This window comes from Shewanella sp. GD03713 (assembly GCF_029843705.1).
In the GTDB taxonomy this organism is placed as follows: domain Bacteria; phylum Pseudomonadota; class Gammaproteobacteria; order Enterobacterales; family Shewanellaceae; genus Shewanella.
The window spans coordinates 4,257,941-4,271,804 of sequence record NZ_JAOCIW010000001.1; the positions used below are offsets into that span (position 1 = coordinate 4,257,941).

Sequence of the window (13,864 nt, forward strand, 5' to 3'; positions counted from 1 at the left end):
AGCAATCTAACCACGGGCTTCTACCTCTACTTGACGGCTTACACGGGTATCACCACTCTCACACACCGCTTTACTATTGATCCGATATTGAGTGACAGCGCCAACTGCATAGGATGTGCAGCTTAAACTGACGCTACAGGCATGAAAGCCCACTACATCGGGTGGCGTCCAACTGCTTGAAACACTTGTACAAGTCGACGTAGCGTTGGCAGGCGCATTCAATGGGAATAATTGCGCTAATGCGGCATCGGCACCGCTGTTCGCCGCGGCTAAAGCCCGGGTTCCCCACACTTCTTGGGTTAATCCGCTATCTGCATCTTCAACAATATTAATTAAGGCTGCGGCCAATAAAAACATCACTGTAATGACAAAAATACCGATGACTAAGGCGCTGCCACCTTGGCGATGGGCCGCACACTGACAATATGTTGAGCGCGAGAGGCTAAATAAGTTAGGGGACATTAATCACCTGCACTTGATGTCGATATTGAAATGTCTCGCCGTTGACATTAAATCGCGGTTGTAAATGCACCATCGCATTATTAACGAGGCTCGACGGCGTTAAAATCAGCGGTAAATCGGCGTTATTACTCAACACATTAGCCACGCTCTGTGCCATTAGCACGCCCGAACTCATATCCGAAGGTGTTGGCTGGCTGGCATTCACCCCATAGCCAGTATAACGCGTTAAGGTTAACTCATTGGTCGATGAGGCTTTCTCAAAGCAATAACTCACAGGTGCTGAAGCAAAATAGATCCGCTGCCGCGGAGAGGCTTCGGCAAACCTCGTATTGGCCGTAAAGGTTAAGGTCACTTGGTTTGCGGCGCTGCTAACGGTGTTAATCTGTGCGCGTTTTTGTCTCGCGCTGTTATATACATCGCTATCGGTTAAAGGATAAATCCACACATATTGGTTCGCTGCAATCTTACTGGTCAGATTATCTAAAATCACAGTGCCCGTTAGCGTTGCTGTGCTCGGCGCAATCGGCATTGCTAAATAGGTGGTACTCGTCTCAATCGGGACAAATTCAACGCACTGATAGGTTAAGCCATTACCATTGAGCCGCACACTATTAGGCACGGCGCTGCGCAGGTCACGGGTCATACGCTCCACAGCAAAACGACTCTGGCTTAGCACTTGATCAACCGAACTCGACTCCACAAAAATCCGCGTGCCGAAAATAATAAAGCTACTCACGCCCACCACCAGAATGCCTAAGATAAGGATCACTGTGACCATTTCGACTAAGGTAAAACCCAGTGCTGAACGAGGCATACGCGTGCTGGAGAAAGCGCCCATTAGTAATTGCTCCTCACCAGATTGTAAGTGATCACTTCGTTATCTGGGGTGGTGACATTAATGGTCACTAACTTGGTATTGGGCGCTGTTCCATAGGCGACAGAGACACTTAATTGATAGTTGGGATAAGCCTCTGCATAAGTTTGGCTGGAATTGAGCATAGTGGCGTTTTGAGTTAAGCCGTGATAGTCATCCACATCGTTAAAGTCGTTACGGCCCTCGCCCGCCTCTGGCCCTAATACGGCCGAGCAACTACTGCCTAATGGACTCCCGCAAGCAGGCACACCACCATTGGCATTGGTATTTTGATCATAACGCTTGCCCCAAATCTCATTCATCACCGAGTGGGCAAGTTCGGCACTCTTGACTCGATGCAAGGTCTTGGCGGCCCGATCCGCCTGCGGAAATAACATGCTACTGAGCATCACAATAGCGATAGCAATGACTAACATGCCAACCACTAATTCGATTAAGGTAAATCCCTGTTGTGGCTTGGCTTTTGAAGATACTTTTATTGAGGTACTGATTGAAAACAGCGGAGGATTAATTCGCATAAATATAACCCTCGCTGGAGATATTGATCGCCACAGTGTCATTGGCGATCACATTGATACATGGCCCATTACACGCAAGCGACGCTCGGCCATTGATATCAAAATCAAGGTAAAAGCTCTTGGCATTGTTGCTGATAAGCACTAACTGCGCGCCACCTTGAAAAGCTTGGCTGGATAAAGGGTTAGGAGACAATGGCGAGCCCGTACAACCTGTGCTATCGCGACTGGCAAACTGACTCACCTGATAACCCGTCGCCGACACGACAACACGGTAACATCTATCGGTATTATTTAAGGCTTTTTGCTGAACCTGGCGCAGCTCGGCCATAAATTCATTGCGCAGGCTAAAGGCGCTATAGGATGACTGGCTAAATAAGCGCGGCAATACCGTCACCGATAGAATCCCAATCAGGATAATCGTGGTAACGAGTTCGACTAAGGTAAACCCAAACTGTCTGCCGCTGGAAAATCTACGCATTGTCCGCTTTGCCGTGATGCTAGGTTCTAGGTTCTAGGTTCTAGGTTCTAGGTTCTAGGTTCTAGGTTCAGTTTCTGCCAACTTGATTCGTAAGGCAAATATTTCGCCTAAACAAAAGAAATAATTAGCAAATTCATTTTATTACAGCCCACAATCCAATAGATTGCTGACCTAAAAAAAAGGCCTGCTAGGCAGGCCTTTTCGTATAACTCAAATTAACAAGCAGATGCTGCTGGCAATGGAGAGAAAGTTGGAGCTGCTGTTGCGTTAGCTGCTTCGGTATAGGTGAACTTACAAGCCGCAGGAGCACCTTTTTGCCAAACTTCAGCAGAACCTGGGCTACCGGAGGTACCCGCAGTAACTTTTATAATCCAATCTGCAGTACCATTTGTAGCTGTTGGAGAACCATTAGCACCTGCATCAAATACACTTTCTAGTGCCAGTTCAAAATCTGATTCAGTCGCTTTAAGATAACCAAATGCTATATTAACATTGATAGGAGAAGCCGAGGTGCCACCAATTGCAACTGTTGAAGAAGATGATTTCTCTTTACCGTCCAAAGCAGCTTTAGAGTAAACCAATGTATTAGCGCCTTGAATTGCTGCCTTCATTCCATTTAAAGCAGACAATCGAGCATCGCCTTGCAGATTAATAAACTTAGGCGCTGCTGTGACAGCCAAAATCCCTAAAATAATAATAACAACCACTAATTCGATTAAGGTAAAACCTTGTTGTCTTTTCATATAAAACTACCCTTATTTGAGAACCAAGTAACTTAGTCAGTTAAAAATAAACTACCTAAAAGATAAACCAATTAAAACATTTAATTAAGGCGTAAATGGTGTTTGAGTGAAACTTAATACTTTGCCCGTACCAGGGTTATAAACCACCCCTTTAGCACCCGTAGTCGATAAATCTGGCGCTGGAGTCGGTACACCTGTGGTTTGGTTTAGCACCAGTGAAGCCACTTGGTGATAAACACATAAATCGAGACCCGTTACGGCTGTTCCGCTAATCGAATTTGAACTGCCACCGGCACCATCGATAACGCGCACTGTATAACGTTGATTACGCGCATCTTGCGAATAAAGCACGTTACGCGGCGCACTTTGCAACACAGTATTAAATACCTGCTGACAGCTTGCATCGGTCATCGCCGTCGCATCGGTACCAGAGGTGCCCGTAGGATAACCAAAACGTGGATCGAGGGACACTGAAGTACCATCTAAGATCACACTGCTATTTTGGCGACCATCGACTTCCCATTGTGAACGCACAAAACTCACTGCGGTGGATAAACCACCCGCGACTCCGTCCACACTGGCATCTTCAGCATCATCGGTAACATTTAAAAAACGAGGGATCGCGGTGGCGGCCAACAGACCTAAAATTACGATCACTATGACCAGTTCAATCAATGAAAAACCATCTTGCTTAGTCTTCATTCGTCTCTCCCTATCTTGATGAAAGTCCATTCTAACAGCTAAATCAGTTTAAAAAAGCCCGTTACTTAACAATATTTTAGGAAGACGTCAAAAAAATGACCCTGCCAGAGTTTAGTTGATAACCGATACTGTCCCCATTTTTTGAGCGATAACGGCAGCTATTATCCTTAGTAAAATACGAGCCGGTAAGGGATTCATCCCCAGCCTCTTGACCCATTAATTGTTGCCATAATAGCTGACAACTTTGGTCATCAAGATGACTCGGTTGTGGCCAACCCTGCACACTCATGAGCACAGAAGTTTGATCATTATTTGCGCTTTGCTCGTTAAATACTTCCCAATCTAGTCTCATTTGTTGCGGTTTGCCAAGGGATAACCATTGGGAACGCACCATAGCCAACACATTTAAGAAGCGCGTATGTTCGAGCTCCACACTGCGGGCGGCAAGTTGTGGCATAGTCGCAAAATATTTAAAGCCAATCACCGCGAGAATAATCAAGATCAAGGTCAAGCTAACGAGCCGCCCATACACACGTAATAGATCGCTTTCGGCCTTCTGCTGGCTCTGCATCTATTTGATCCTAATTGAGTTAAATTCTCGACTCGGCATTACTTCCCGCCTTTAACCACGTTGAGCATGTCCCACATCGGCAGGTAAATACCCAGCGCTAAAATCAATACAATCACAGCTACGATCCCGATCAAAATCGGCTCTAACTTAGCGGTGAGATTTTTAAGATCGTAATCGACCTCACCTTCGTAAAAATCGGCAGCATCGTTTAACAGTTGATCAATTTGTCCGGTTTCTTCGCCTACCGCGACCATTTGCAACACCAGTGGCGTGAACAATTTACTCTGGTTCGACACCCTCAGCATAGATTCGCCAGACTCAATACCACGGCGCATCCCGACAATTTTGTCGTGCATATATGCATTATCCACCGCATCGGCCACCAGACTGAGCGCCTGCGTCATCGGCACACCCGCGCTCAACATCATCGAAAAACTGCGGCAATAACGGGAGAGGGTCGAGCGCTCAATAATCGAACCCACGGCGGGAATGTGTAACTTCCACTGGTCCCATTGTTTTTCGCCTTTTTCCGTATGGTGCCAGTAACGGATCCCAATAATGGTCCCGAGCAGTATTATCAGCATCAGGGGCCAGTAGTTTACAAACAGGTTTGATGTGCCGATTAACACCTTAGTCGCCCAAGGCAAGTCGGCACCGAAACGGGCAAACATCTCGGCGAATTTCGGGATCACCATGATATTTAAAATCACCATAGCCAGCGCGATAGCAATCAATACAAATATGGGATAACGCATCGCGGCTTTAATTCGGCGGCGAGTTTCCTGCTCACGCTCGATATAACCCGAGAGCTGAATAAAAGCGTCCTCTAACTTACCGGTGTTTTCCCCCACGTGCACCATAGAAACAAACAGAGAATCAAACACATCTGGATGTTGATTCATGGCCGATGACAATGGGCGCCCCGCGGTTAACTGCTCTGAAATATCATTCAGCGCATCTTTCATTCGTTGGGAGTGGGCGGTTTCGGATAAACCTGCAATGGCGCGCAGGATAGGGATCCCCGAGCGCGTTAACGAGTACATTTGCCGGGTAAAAATTTGCAGTTCATCCAAGCCGACTTTGCGCTTAAACAACTGCGCCAAGGTAAAGGACTTAGCTTCTTTAGCGACTTTGACTTCTAACGGGATAATGCCACGGGCTAACAGCATATCGGCCGCGGCGCCCTCGGAGGCAGCATCGAGCTGACCCGTTACGGCCTGACCTTGTCCACTGCGTCCACGGTATTGATAAACCGGCATAATTACGCCTCAACGCCTTGCTGACTGATTATATCCCGCGAGAGTGGCACCTGCGACTCACTCACATCCTCAACAAGCTTAGCCACCTCTTCAATAGTCGTCATGCCTTCGCTCAAATATTGCAGTGCCGACTCGGCAAGCGGGGTAAAGTTAGGGCTTTGCAGGGCTGCACGGGCAAAATCCTGTGGGTTACCGGTACGCATCGCATCGATCATCTTTTCATCCAATTCGAGGATCTCAAAAATACCAATACGGCCGCGATAACCACTGCCGTTACAGCTTTGGCAGCCAGTGCCAATGCGGAACTTAGCCGATGAAAAGTCCTGACGACTCACACTATTTAGCCAGGCTTTTTCCTGCGCCGTAGGCTGATATTCAACCCCGCAGTTATGGCACACGCGGCGCACTAGGCGCTGGGCAATAATCACCCTTAGCGCACTCGCCACTAAGTAACTGGCCGCGCCCATATCGAGCAAACGTAGCGCGCTGGTCACCGCATCGTTAGTGTGCAAGGTGGACAACACAAAGTGACCCGTAAGTGCGCCCCGAAGACCAATCTCCACCGTTTCTTGGTCACGCATCTCACCGACCATGATAATGTCCGGGTCTTGACGCAAAGTGGTGCGCAGCACGTTCGAAAAATCGAGTCCAATCTTATGGTTAACTTGAACTTGGTTGATCCTTGGCAATTGGTATTCGACCGGATCTTCTACCGTGATGATTTTGCGATCCGCAGTATTGAGCTCACTTAGGATGCCATACAAGGTAGTGGTTTTACCGCTACCCGTAGGCCCAGTCACCAGCAACATGCCGTGGGGACGTTTAATCTGCTTACGGATACGCGCCAAAATATGCGGCGGCATCCCTGTCTCATTTAAGGTCAACAGGCCTGCGGATTGGTCGAGTAGACGCATTACCACAGATTCGCCGTGGTAAATCGGCATAGTCGACATACGCACGTCAATCTTGTGGCCCTTAATTTCCATATGGAAACGCCCGTCCTGCGGCAGACGTTTTTCAGAAATATCTAGCCCAGCCATAAGCTTAAGACGCAAGACTAAGGCCGCCGCGATATTGACTTCGTTTAGAATGGTCTCGTGTAACTGGCCATCGATACGTTGGCGGATCCGCAGGGCTTTTTCGCCAGGCTCAATATGAATATCCGAGGCGCGCATTTGCACCGCATCTTCAAAAATCGACTGCAGCAGCTTAACGACTGTGGTTTCATTATCGCTATCGCTTGAGGTCAGGCTCGCCAGATCAAACATTTGATCTGCGGCATATTCCTCTTCGAGCTTACCGGCAATTTGCGCGATCTGGTCAGTGCGACGATACAGGTTATCGAAGGCTTGCAGTAATTGCTGTTCGGGGGCGACCGCAACACTGAGCTTTTTCGGTGCGATTAAAATTTCTAAATGGTCGAGCGCCTGCAAGTCCGCCGGGTCGCTCATGGCCACTAATACCGTATCACCCCGATCTTCCACCGCGAGGGCGCGAAAACGCCGCGCTTGCACCTCGGGGATAAGGTTCACCACTTCGGCGGGGATGGGGCGTTTGCTGATATCCAGCAGCGGCAGATTGAGCTGCTGCGACAAAAATTGCAACAGTTGGGTTTCGGTAATAGAGCGCAACTCAATCAGGGTGCGGCCGAGCTTATGCCCAGTCTTGCGCTGCTCTCCCAAAGCTTGTTGTAGCTGCTCTTCAGTAATAATCGATTCTTGAACTAACAGATCGCCCAAACGCATCTTTAATCTGGGTTTCATTGGCTATCTCCTAGTTGTTGTAAACGTTGTTCAATAAAAGCCGTGGCTTGGGTCGACAGGCCTGAATAACTTAAGGCGGTGCGATAGGCCTGACTGGCGGGGCCGAATTGTTGCTGTGAATCGAGGGCATAGGCTAATCCCATCCACCATTTCCCCTGCTGTGGCTCCTGCTGCAATAACTTACGGTAAGCCTGTTCAACTAACGGATATTGCCCTTGTTTTTGGGCCAAATCCGTCTGCGCTAACCACTTTTGCCTCGCCAAGCTATGGCTATCGGGGATTTGAGCAAGGCTAGCAAGAGCCGAATCTGTCTCGCCCATAGCATGTTGCACCCTTGCCAATAGTAAAGCAAATTCAAACTCTTGCGGATAAAGCAATCGCCCCTGCGCCAACACTTCGGCCGCTTGCGCCAGCTCGCCTTGACCATAATGCAGCGCCGCCAGTTGTTTGCGCGACTCGTGCAAGCTTGGGTCGAGCTTGAGTGCTTTAGCGTAGTAATCCATCGCCTTAACCAGCTGCCCCTGCTTTTCGGCATCCGCCGCCAACACTAACTGCTTTTGCGCGAGTTGGCTTGGGGATAACTTCACTTCTCTTATCGCCATTTTCCCCGCTGCCTGAGCCGAAGCTTGGCTTGAAGCCTGGCTCGAAGCTTGAGTCGCAGCAGGCACGACGGGATCACTCGCCTTGGTCTCAGTTTGAGTTATTTTTACTTCGCTCTGATTTGCGTTAACGTCTGCTTGATTTGCTTTAACCGCAACCTGTTGTGACTCAGCCTGTGTTTGCACCGACTCTTGGGTTAATGCAGCCTTATTAGGCGTATCAGTTGAGGGGCTTGCAGCAATCGACACAGTTGTCTGTTCACTCATTGCCTCAACGGCCGCCGCGTTGACACGGGAAGATTGAGCCACACTTGGGGCAGATTCTGCTGACGCAGAGATCTCCTTTGCAGGAGCTGCTGTTGACGGCGGACTCACTTGCGCCATCTCTGCAGTTGGCTCAGTTGGTGTCGTCGTATCTGTTGATTTAGTCGTTTCTGTTTCCAGAGGACTCGTATTTGTCTTTGGGCTGACGTTATCCGGCTGAGTTTGCGCACTCGCCACAGGATTTACACTGTCATCCACGACGCTCTTTACGCCGTAACTCGCCTGAAAAGCATAGACCGATAAGCCGCCCACCAGCAGCGACACTAAGCTGATTACTAACCATTTGCGTGATGGATTGGGGCGCCCTAAATACTGCGCCTGATGCACAGCAACATTGCTGAGAGCATGGCCCTGCTGGCGCTTTTCGAGATCTTGCAGCATCTTGTTGATCACGCTCATGCGACGCCTCCCCACAATTGTTGCAGGTTAACGCCAGAGAGCAGTAATGCCCCAATTGCCGCTGCACATGCTATCAGTGCGATCGCCATATACGCTGGCCACCTTTGTGAGCCGCGACTAGCATCTTCGGTATCCTGTATCGCGCCCTTAATGTGGGCCATACGCACCTGAGTTGCGCCTTCGCCGAAACTGAGCATCAAGGCCTTATGGGCTAAAATGTTGATCAATCTTGGAATGCCACGTGATGCCTCGGCGATCTTACGGGTAAGTTTAGGGCCAAATAAGGCTTGTCCCGCATAGCCTGCCACCGCTAAGCGATAGCGAATGTAGGCATCGGTTTCATCCCAGGTTAACGGCCGCAGACTGTAGCTAAAGGTGATGCGCTGCCGCAGTTGTCTAAAGGCTTGACGCTTTAATCGCTCGTCCAACTCAGGCTGACCAAATAGCACCACTTGCAGCAACTTACGGCTTTCGGTTTCAAGATTGGTAAACAGTCGCAGCGCTTCTAGGCTCTCATCGGGTAAAGCCTGCGCTTCGTCGAGCACTAATACAATGGCGTGACCATGGGCACTCAGAGCAAGTAATTGCTGCTGGATAAGTCCGGTAAGTTGCTGCTGATCGATTTCGCTGGTGTATTTTAATCCAAGTTCATTTGCCACCGCCCAGCGCAGCTCGGCGGGGGTGAGATAAGGATTAGGAAGATATGCACAATGGAAACCCTGCGGCAGCTCATTAATCAACTTACGGCAGATTAAGGTTTTGCCCGTGCCCACTTCGCCAGTGACTTTGATAAAACCCTCCCCGGTTTGTAGGGCGGTCTGCAACACTTGCAGCGCCTCTACGTGCGGGGATAACCCGAAAAAAAATCCGGTATTAGGTGTTAACGAAAATGGCGTTTGACTGAGTCCAAAGTGCTTCAAATACATGGAAGCTTACTTATTTTCTGGATACCAACGGTCGAGTAAGGTCTTAGAACGCTCTAACTCGTTTTTCCACGTATCCCCGCCCACAACGGTCGGTTTTAACATAATAATCAGCTCGGTTTTCTTCTTCTGCTTGCTGCGGTTTTTAAATAATTCGCCCACGAGCGGAATATCACCGAGCAGTGGCACTTGAGAAACCACTTCAGTATTTTCGCTCTTCATCAAACCACCGATCACCACCACATCGCCTGAGGCTGCGCGGATAACGGTATCGGATTCACGGATCTCGCTCTGTGCCAGCGGCAGTTCTAAGGATTCGCTGCTGACCTTAATGTCCTTGGTTTGCTCTTTTACATCGATAACGGAAGGATGCACATGGAGCAGCACATTGCCGTCTTTGTCGATTTGTGGCGTCACATCCAACGCGATGCCCGAGAAAAACGGCGTTAACTCTACCTGAGGCGTGGTTACAGGTGTAGTGCCCGCCACTGTGGTTGATGACACGTCAGTCACAAAATACTCGTCAGTACCGACCTTAATCACTGCCTTTTGGTTGTTCGATGCCGTCACCCTTGGACTGGATAACACGTCCACATCGCCTTGGGTGTCGAGCAGACTAATCATGGTATTGAAATCTGAGCCTTTAATGCTTACAGACGTCACGCCACCGAGGGAAGCTGTGATTTTATCGCTCAAGCCTGCGCCCGCAGAGGTACCAAAATTGATATTGGTATTACCTACGTGGCCCAATACGTTATCCCACTGAATACCTTGCTGATAACCATCAGACAAAGTGACTTCGAGGATCTTCGCTTCGAGGATCACTTGGCGTTGCAGATGGCTCTCGGCGGAATTTAAAAAGGCGCGTACTTGGCGCAGCTCATTAGGATAGGCACGAATAGTCACTAATCCCGCCTGTGGCGTCACCACCACCTGACGACCACCGCCAGTGTCACCAATAATGGCGCTCAAGGTTTCTTTCAATTCGCCCCAAAAATCGGTCTTAGTGCGCGAGCGAATAAAGGTGCCGTTAGTGCTATCGCTGCTGTTATTGTTGCCGTAATTACCGTTGTTGGAATTGTTATTGTTGCTGTTATTGCCAAAATTGCCGTTGTTCGAATTGTTGTTATTGGAGTTATTGTTATTCGAGTTGTTATTGTCGGAGATCCGGCCCGAACTCACTGAGGTCAGCGAGAGACCATCACGCTCCATGTATAAGTAATTTAAAGGGAAAGTCTCAGTCCGCATGCCCGCAGGGAACACGCGCAGGATGCGCCCTTCACGGCTCACCTCATAACCATAAATATCTTCCACCACTTGAATGGCTTCACTCAGTGTCACGCCTTTAAGTGACAATGAAATCGTCCCCTGCACATCGGGATGCACTGCCACGCTAAAGGGAGTGCCCTGCACTAGGCTTGGGAAAAACACCCTAGCATCCACATCATGGGCAGACACATCGATACGACGCTCCGTTTCCATTGGCGGAGTTAACCCACCCATCATGGCATTGGCGTTCAGCTCACGCTGCACCGCATCGGGCATAGTTGCCGGTGGTGGAGGCGTTGGCTGACTCGCGGTTTGCATTGAGGTGGCCAGCGCTTCTTTTGAAGCAACGGGCTGCGGTCTATCCGTGGTTTGGCAGGCCATAAGGCAAAGTGAGAGTAGAGGCGTAATATATTTAATGGCTGTCATCTGAGTGTTATTCCCTATCTCTCTATTATTGCTTGAAATAATGCTAATTTCCGTCCGTCAGACAAGGAGACCGACGAGGGGGTGATACGCACCACTTTGACCCCTTGAATGCTGTCTCCCACGGACACAATCTTATTGTTGATCACGGCATAGGCCGTGTTGCCCGAGCTGACAATGCTGTTAAGCACTAGGGCTTTGTTTTGGTTCTGAGTCACGGCGCCGGCGGCCGAGTAGCCTTTGCCGGGCAAGGTCGGATCCCTTAAGGTTTCGGCCGATACTTGGGCCGACAACCCCAATAATGCAATGAAAATATAAGGCTTATTTAGCGACACTGATAAAGTCCTTATTGATACTCAAGGTATAAAGCTCAATATCGATTTTCCCCTTAGGGTATTCGGCTACTTTATAGTCGAGTCGTTTCCAGTAAAGTTTGTCGGGCATAGCCTCTACCGCTTCAACAAAGCGCAGCACAGAAAAATAATCCCCCTCCAAGCTCATGCGTATTCCATGGCTGTAGAGGTTCAGCTTTTTCTCTTCACCCACGGCAAGGAGTGGCACGGGCGTAACCGAGGTAAACTTAAGTAATTTAATACCTTGAACCTGCCCAAGCAGATTACCTAATAGCTCAGGCATATAATCGGCGGGCACCATATCCACCATCTGCTCATTGAGCTGAGCATCAATCTCTTGATTCTGTTGCTGCAACAAGTTTAAACGCTGGCGATAGTCCTGATTAGGATCCATAGCCAATCGCTGCTGATATAAATCAATCTGTTGCATCGAAATCTTGTTTTCTTGCTCTAACGCCTTCACTTGTTGCGCCATCGAGTGCTGTTGTTTCCACAGCGACTCGATAGGCATATAGGCCGACATGGCGACCAGCACTAACACGGCGAGAGCGATAAGCCCGCGCTCACGCTGGCTGAGAACATCAAACTTTTGCGCTAACTGTTCAAATCGGGCTTTCATCGCGCCTGCTCCTCTGGGGTCTCACTCGTCAGCGTGAAAGCCAGCGGTTTATCCTCACCGCGATCCATGGTCATAGACGAAAAAGCCTGACCTTTTAAAGTGTTCGTTGTCTTTAACTTGCCCACCCATTGCGGAATGCTCTGCGGATGATCGGCAAAGCCTTCAAACATAAAGTGCTGCTCGTTAATCACAATATGGTTCAGCCAAACACTCGCATCGGCCACCATAGCTAAATCCTTCAGCACGGGCGCAAAACCTCGGCTGGTGAGGGATGAGCGCAGTGCCAGCTCATTCATCAATAATTGTTTTAACTCGAGCTGCTGCGACTCAAGCTCAACGCGCGCGACTAACTCAGCATCGGGTTTACGAGCGGCGATTTGCGCTTCCAGTTCCGCTTTTTGCTGATCGAATTGCTGTTTTTGCGCAGAGGCTTGGCTCAGCGCCCGCTGAGACTCGGCCAATTGCCAATAGCTAAAGGCCGCAAGTATGGCGCAGACCAGAACCAAGCCTAGGGTATAACTCCTTAATTTCGAAAAGGTTAGGCTCTGCTTTGGAGGTAATAATGCCGCAGAATATAGATTGACTCTCGATTTTATCACTCGGCACCTCGTGAAAGTTCACTAAAGGCTAATCCCGCCATGCTCGCGCCCACGGCACGCTTATTAACGACATTAACGGCTTGGTTAAAGTTAGCCGATACCAACTTAGCCAAGGCATCCACTGCGCCGTCGGCAAATAATTCAATTGAGGCGACTGGAGGCTGACGCAATTGGCTTTCAAAGTAATCCATAGAACGCTGAATTTCTAGGCTTAAGTTATCCGCCAGTCCGTAATTAAGCTCATCGACTTCGGCCTTATCCAGCTCGGTAAAGCCCCGCACTCGGCGCTGCATATAGAGCTGACCTTGCTTGACCACAGTCAGCAATAACTCTTGCCCTGTATGATGGCTCACGACCAATCTCGCCTGATTATCCTCATCAAACAGGTTGGTCATGGCTAATTCTTCGATGCTAATGCCTAGCACACTTAAACCTTGATCGCTGATGGCCTGCACCATAGCGCGCAACTTTTCTTTATCGACCACAACCACACTGAGCTTATTGCTCGGCAGGGGCGACTCAAAGTAATCCAAGTGAATTTGCGGCACAGGGATATTCACCATGTCTTTGATGGACCAAAGCAGAGCTTGGGATAATTCATCACTATCGACATTCGGTTTGTCGGCCACGAGCAATTGATAGCGGCCACTACCAAGGACTATTTGTAAGGAAGCGTGGGGAAAGGCATTGGCAAGTTTGGCAAAGGCCTGTTGCCATTGGTCCTGTTGCAGCTCATAGGAAACCCATTGTTCTGCAAGACTTTCAGTCGCGGGAGCATAGACCCACAGCTTATCGGCACAGACATAGACACCGAGCGCCGAACCAGCCTGTTTGGCTCGCCAAAAGGCCAACCGAGCAAAAAGTCCTTTATCCATAAAAATGCCTGTCTTCCGATAAAGTTAAAGCTTGAGTCATAAGAGCGCGAATAACAAACGTCCAAAACTGAAATAAGGATAATGTGCATCACCTGTAAAATGTGAAACCCA

Annotated in this window: 16 protein-coding genes; all 16 read right to left on the reverse strand. The window is 49.1% G+C overall.

Going from position 1 to position 13,864, the window contains the following annotated elements; genetic code table 11:
* Positions 1–6 precede the first annotated feature (6 nt).
* Positions 7–462 carry an MSHA biogenesis protein MshP gene (locus N5E87_RS18600; protein WP_279775672.1) on the reverse strand — a complete coding sequence of 152 codons (456 nt, stop codon included), beginning with the start codon at positions 460–462 and terminating at the stop codon, positions 7–9.
* Positions 452–1,300, reverse strand: a complete 849-nt coding sequence (locus N5E87_RS18605) for a type II secretion system protein (RefSeq protein WP_279775673.1) — start codon at positions 1,298–1,300, stop codon at positions 452–454. Before N5E87_RS18605 ends, N5E87_RS18600 begins: the two co-directional genes overlap by 11 nt.
* The gene (locus N5E87_RS18610; RefSeq protein ID WP_279775675.1) at positions 1,300–1,854 is read right to left on the reverse strand and encodes a type II secretion system protein; all 555 of its coding nucleotides are present in this window, start codon (positions 1,852–1,854) and stop codon (positions 1,300–1,302) included. The genes N5E87_RS18605 and N5E87_RS18610 overlap by 1 nt, the downstream gene beginning before the upstream one ends.
* Positions 1,844–2,332: a prepilin-type N-terminal cleavage/methylation domain-containing protein gene (locus tag N5E87_RS18615; protein ID WP_088210042.1), complete on the reverse strand. Its 489-nt coding sequence runs from the start codon at positions 2,330–2,332 to the stop codon at positions 1,844–1,846. Before N5E87_RS18615 ends, N5E87_RS18610 begins: the two co-directional genes overlap by 11 nt.
* Positions 2,333–2,547: 215 nt before the next feature.
* Positions 2,548–3,075, reverse strand: a complete 528-nt coding sequence (locus N5E87_RS18620) for a type II secretion system protein (RefSeq protein ID WP_089066854.1) — start codon at positions 3,073–3,075, stop codon at positions 2,548–2,550.
* Positions 3,076–3,159: 84 nt separating this feature from the next.
* Entirely contained in the window at positions 3,160–3,777 is a 618-nt protein-coding gene (locus N5E87_RS18625; RefSeq protein WP_126512030.1) for a prepilin-type N-terminal cleavage/methylation domain-containing protein, read from the reverse strand.
* A gap of 76 nt (positions 3,778–3,853) precedes the next feature.
* The gene (locus N5E87_RS18630) at positions 3,854–4,348 is read right to left on the reverse strand and encodes an MSHA biogenesis protein MshF (protein ID WP_279775676.1); all 495 of its coding nucleotides are present in this window, start codon (positions 4,346–4,348) and stop codon (positions 3,854–3,856) included.
* 38 nt (positions 4,349–4,386) lie between these two features.
* A complete protein-coding gene (locus N5E87_RS18635) occupies positions 4,387–5,607 on the reverse strand; it encodes a type II secretion system F family protein (RefSeq protein ID WP_220053986.1) in 1,221 nt (406 codons plus the stop codon).
* 2 nt (positions 5,608–5,609) lie between these two features.
* Complete coding sequence (locus tag N5E87_RS18640) at positions 5,610–7,370, reverse strand: GspE/PulE family protein (RefSeq protein WP_279775677.1); 1,761 nt, start codon at positions 7,368–7,370, stop codon at positions 5,610–5,612.
* The gene (locus N5E87_RS18645) at positions 7,367–8,692 is read right to left on the reverse strand and encodes a tetratricopeptide repeat protein (protein ID WP_279775678.1); all 1,326 of its coding nucleotides are present in this window, start codon (positions 8,690–8,692) and stop codon (positions 7,367–7,369) included. Before N5E87_RS18645 ends, N5E87_RS18640 begins: the two co-directional genes overlap by 4 nt.
* Complete coding sequence (locus N5E87_RS18650; protein ID WP_086902244.1) at positions 8,689–9,618, reverse strand: AAA family ATPase; 930 nt, start codon at positions 9,616–9,618, stop codon at positions 8,689–8,691. Before N5E87_RS18650 ends, N5E87_RS18645 begins: the two co-directional genes overlap by 4 nt.
* A 6-nt stretch (positions 9,619–9,624) precedes the next feature.
* Positions 9,625–11,310 (reverse strand): pilus (MSHA type) biogenesis protein MshL, encoded by a 1,686-nt coding sequence (gene mshL, locus N5E87_RS18655; RefSeq protein WP_279775679.1) that lies wholly within the window; start codon positions 11,308–11,310, stop codon positions 9,625–9,627.
* A 14-nt stretch (positions 11,311–11,324) separates the two neighbouring features.
* Positions 11,325–11,642 (reverse strand): MSHA biogenesis protein MshK, encoded by a 318-nt coding sequence (locus N5E87_RS18660; protein WP_126512036.1) that lies wholly within the window; start codon positions 11,640–11,642, stop codon positions 11,325–11,327.
* Positions 11,629–12,279 (reverse strand): MSHA biogenesis protein MshJ, encoded by a 651-nt coding sequence (locus tag N5E87_RS18665; RefSeq protein ID WP_279775680.1) that lies wholly within the window; start codon positions 12,277–12,279, stop codon positions 11,629–11,631. Before N5E87_RS18665 ends, N5E87_RS18660 begins: the two co-directional genes overlap by 14 nt.
* Positions 12,276–12,878: a PilN domain-containing protein gene (locus N5E87_RS18670; RefSeq protein WP_279775681.1), complete on the reverse strand. Its 603-nt coding sequence runs from the start codon at positions 12,876–12,878 to the stop codon at positions 12,276–12,278. The genes N5E87_RS18665 and N5E87_RS18670 overlap by 4 nt, the downstream gene beginning before the upstream one ends.
* On the reverse strand, positions 12,875–13,753 hold the full coding sequence (locus tag N5E87_RS18675) for an MSHA biogenesis protein MshI (RefSeq protein WP_279775682.1): 879 nt from the start codon (positions 13,751–13,753) through the stop codon (positions 12,875–12,877). Before N5E87_RS18675 ends, N5E87_RS18670 begins: the two co-directional genes overlap by 4 nt.
* Positions 13,754–13,864: the final 111 nt, after the last annotated feature.

Excerpts from the sequence above, each read along its gene's own strand:
- N5E87_RS18675 (WP_279775682.1), bottom strand. The coding sequence starts at position 13,753 with ATGGATAAAGGACTTTTTGCTCGGTTGGCCTTTTGGCGAGCCAAACAG.
- N5E87_RS18635 (WP_220053986.1), bottom strand. The coding sequence starts at position 5,607 with ATGCCGGTTTATCAATACCGTGGACGCAGTGGACAAGGTCAGGCCGTA.
- N5E87_RS18620 (WP_089066854.1), bottom strand. The coding sequence starts at position 3,075 with ATGAAAAGACAACAAGGTTTTACCTTAATCGAATTAGTGGTTGTTATT.
- N5E87_RS18625 (WP_126512030.1), bottom strand. The coding sequence starts at position 3,777 with ATGAAGACTAAGCAAGATGGTTTTTCATTGATTGAACTGGTCATAGTG.
- N5E87_RS18630 (WP_279775676.1), bottom strand. The coding sequence starts at position 4,348 with ATGCAGAGCCAGCAGAAGGCCGAAAGCGATCTATTACGTGTGTATGGG.
- mshL (WP_279775679.1), bottom strand. The coding sequence starts at position 11,310 with ATGACAGCCATTAAATATATTACGCCTCTACTCTCACTTTGCCTTATG.
- N5E87_RS18640 (WP_279775677.1), bottom strand. The coding sequence starts at position 7,370 with ATGAAACCCAGATTAAAGATGCGTTTGGGCGATCTGTTAGTTCAAGAA.
- N5E87_RS18600 (WP_279775672.1), bottom strand. The coding sequence starts at position 462 with ATGTCCCCTAACTTATTTAGCCTCTCGCGCTCAACATATTGTCAGTGT.
- N5E87_RS18610 (WP_279775675.1), bottom strand. The coding sequence starts at position 1,854 with ATGCGAATTAATCCTCCGCTGTTTTCAATCAGTACCTCAATAAAAGTA.
- N5E87_RS18645 (WP_279775678.1), bottom strand. The coding sequence starts at position 8,692 with ATGAGCGTGATCAACAAGATGCTGCAAGATCTCGAAAAGCGCCAGCAG.
- N5E87_RS18650 (WP_086902244.1), bottom strand. The coding sequence starts at position 9,618 with ATGTATTTGAAGCACTTTGGACTCAGTCAAACGCCATTTTCGTTAACA.
- N5E87_RS18615 (WP_088210042.1), bottom strand. The coding sequence starts at position 2,332 with ATGCGTAGATTTTCCAGCGGCAGACAGTTTGGGTTTACCTTAGTCGAA.
- N5E87_RS18665 (WP_279775680.1), bottom strand. The coding sequence starts at position 12,279 with ATGAAAGCCCGATTTGAACAGTTAGCGCAAAAGTTTGATGTTCTCAGC.
- N5E87_RS18605 (WP_279775673.1), bottom strand. The coding sequence starts at position 1,300 with ATGGGCGCTTTCTCCAGCACGCGTATGCCTCGTTCAGCACTGGGTTTT.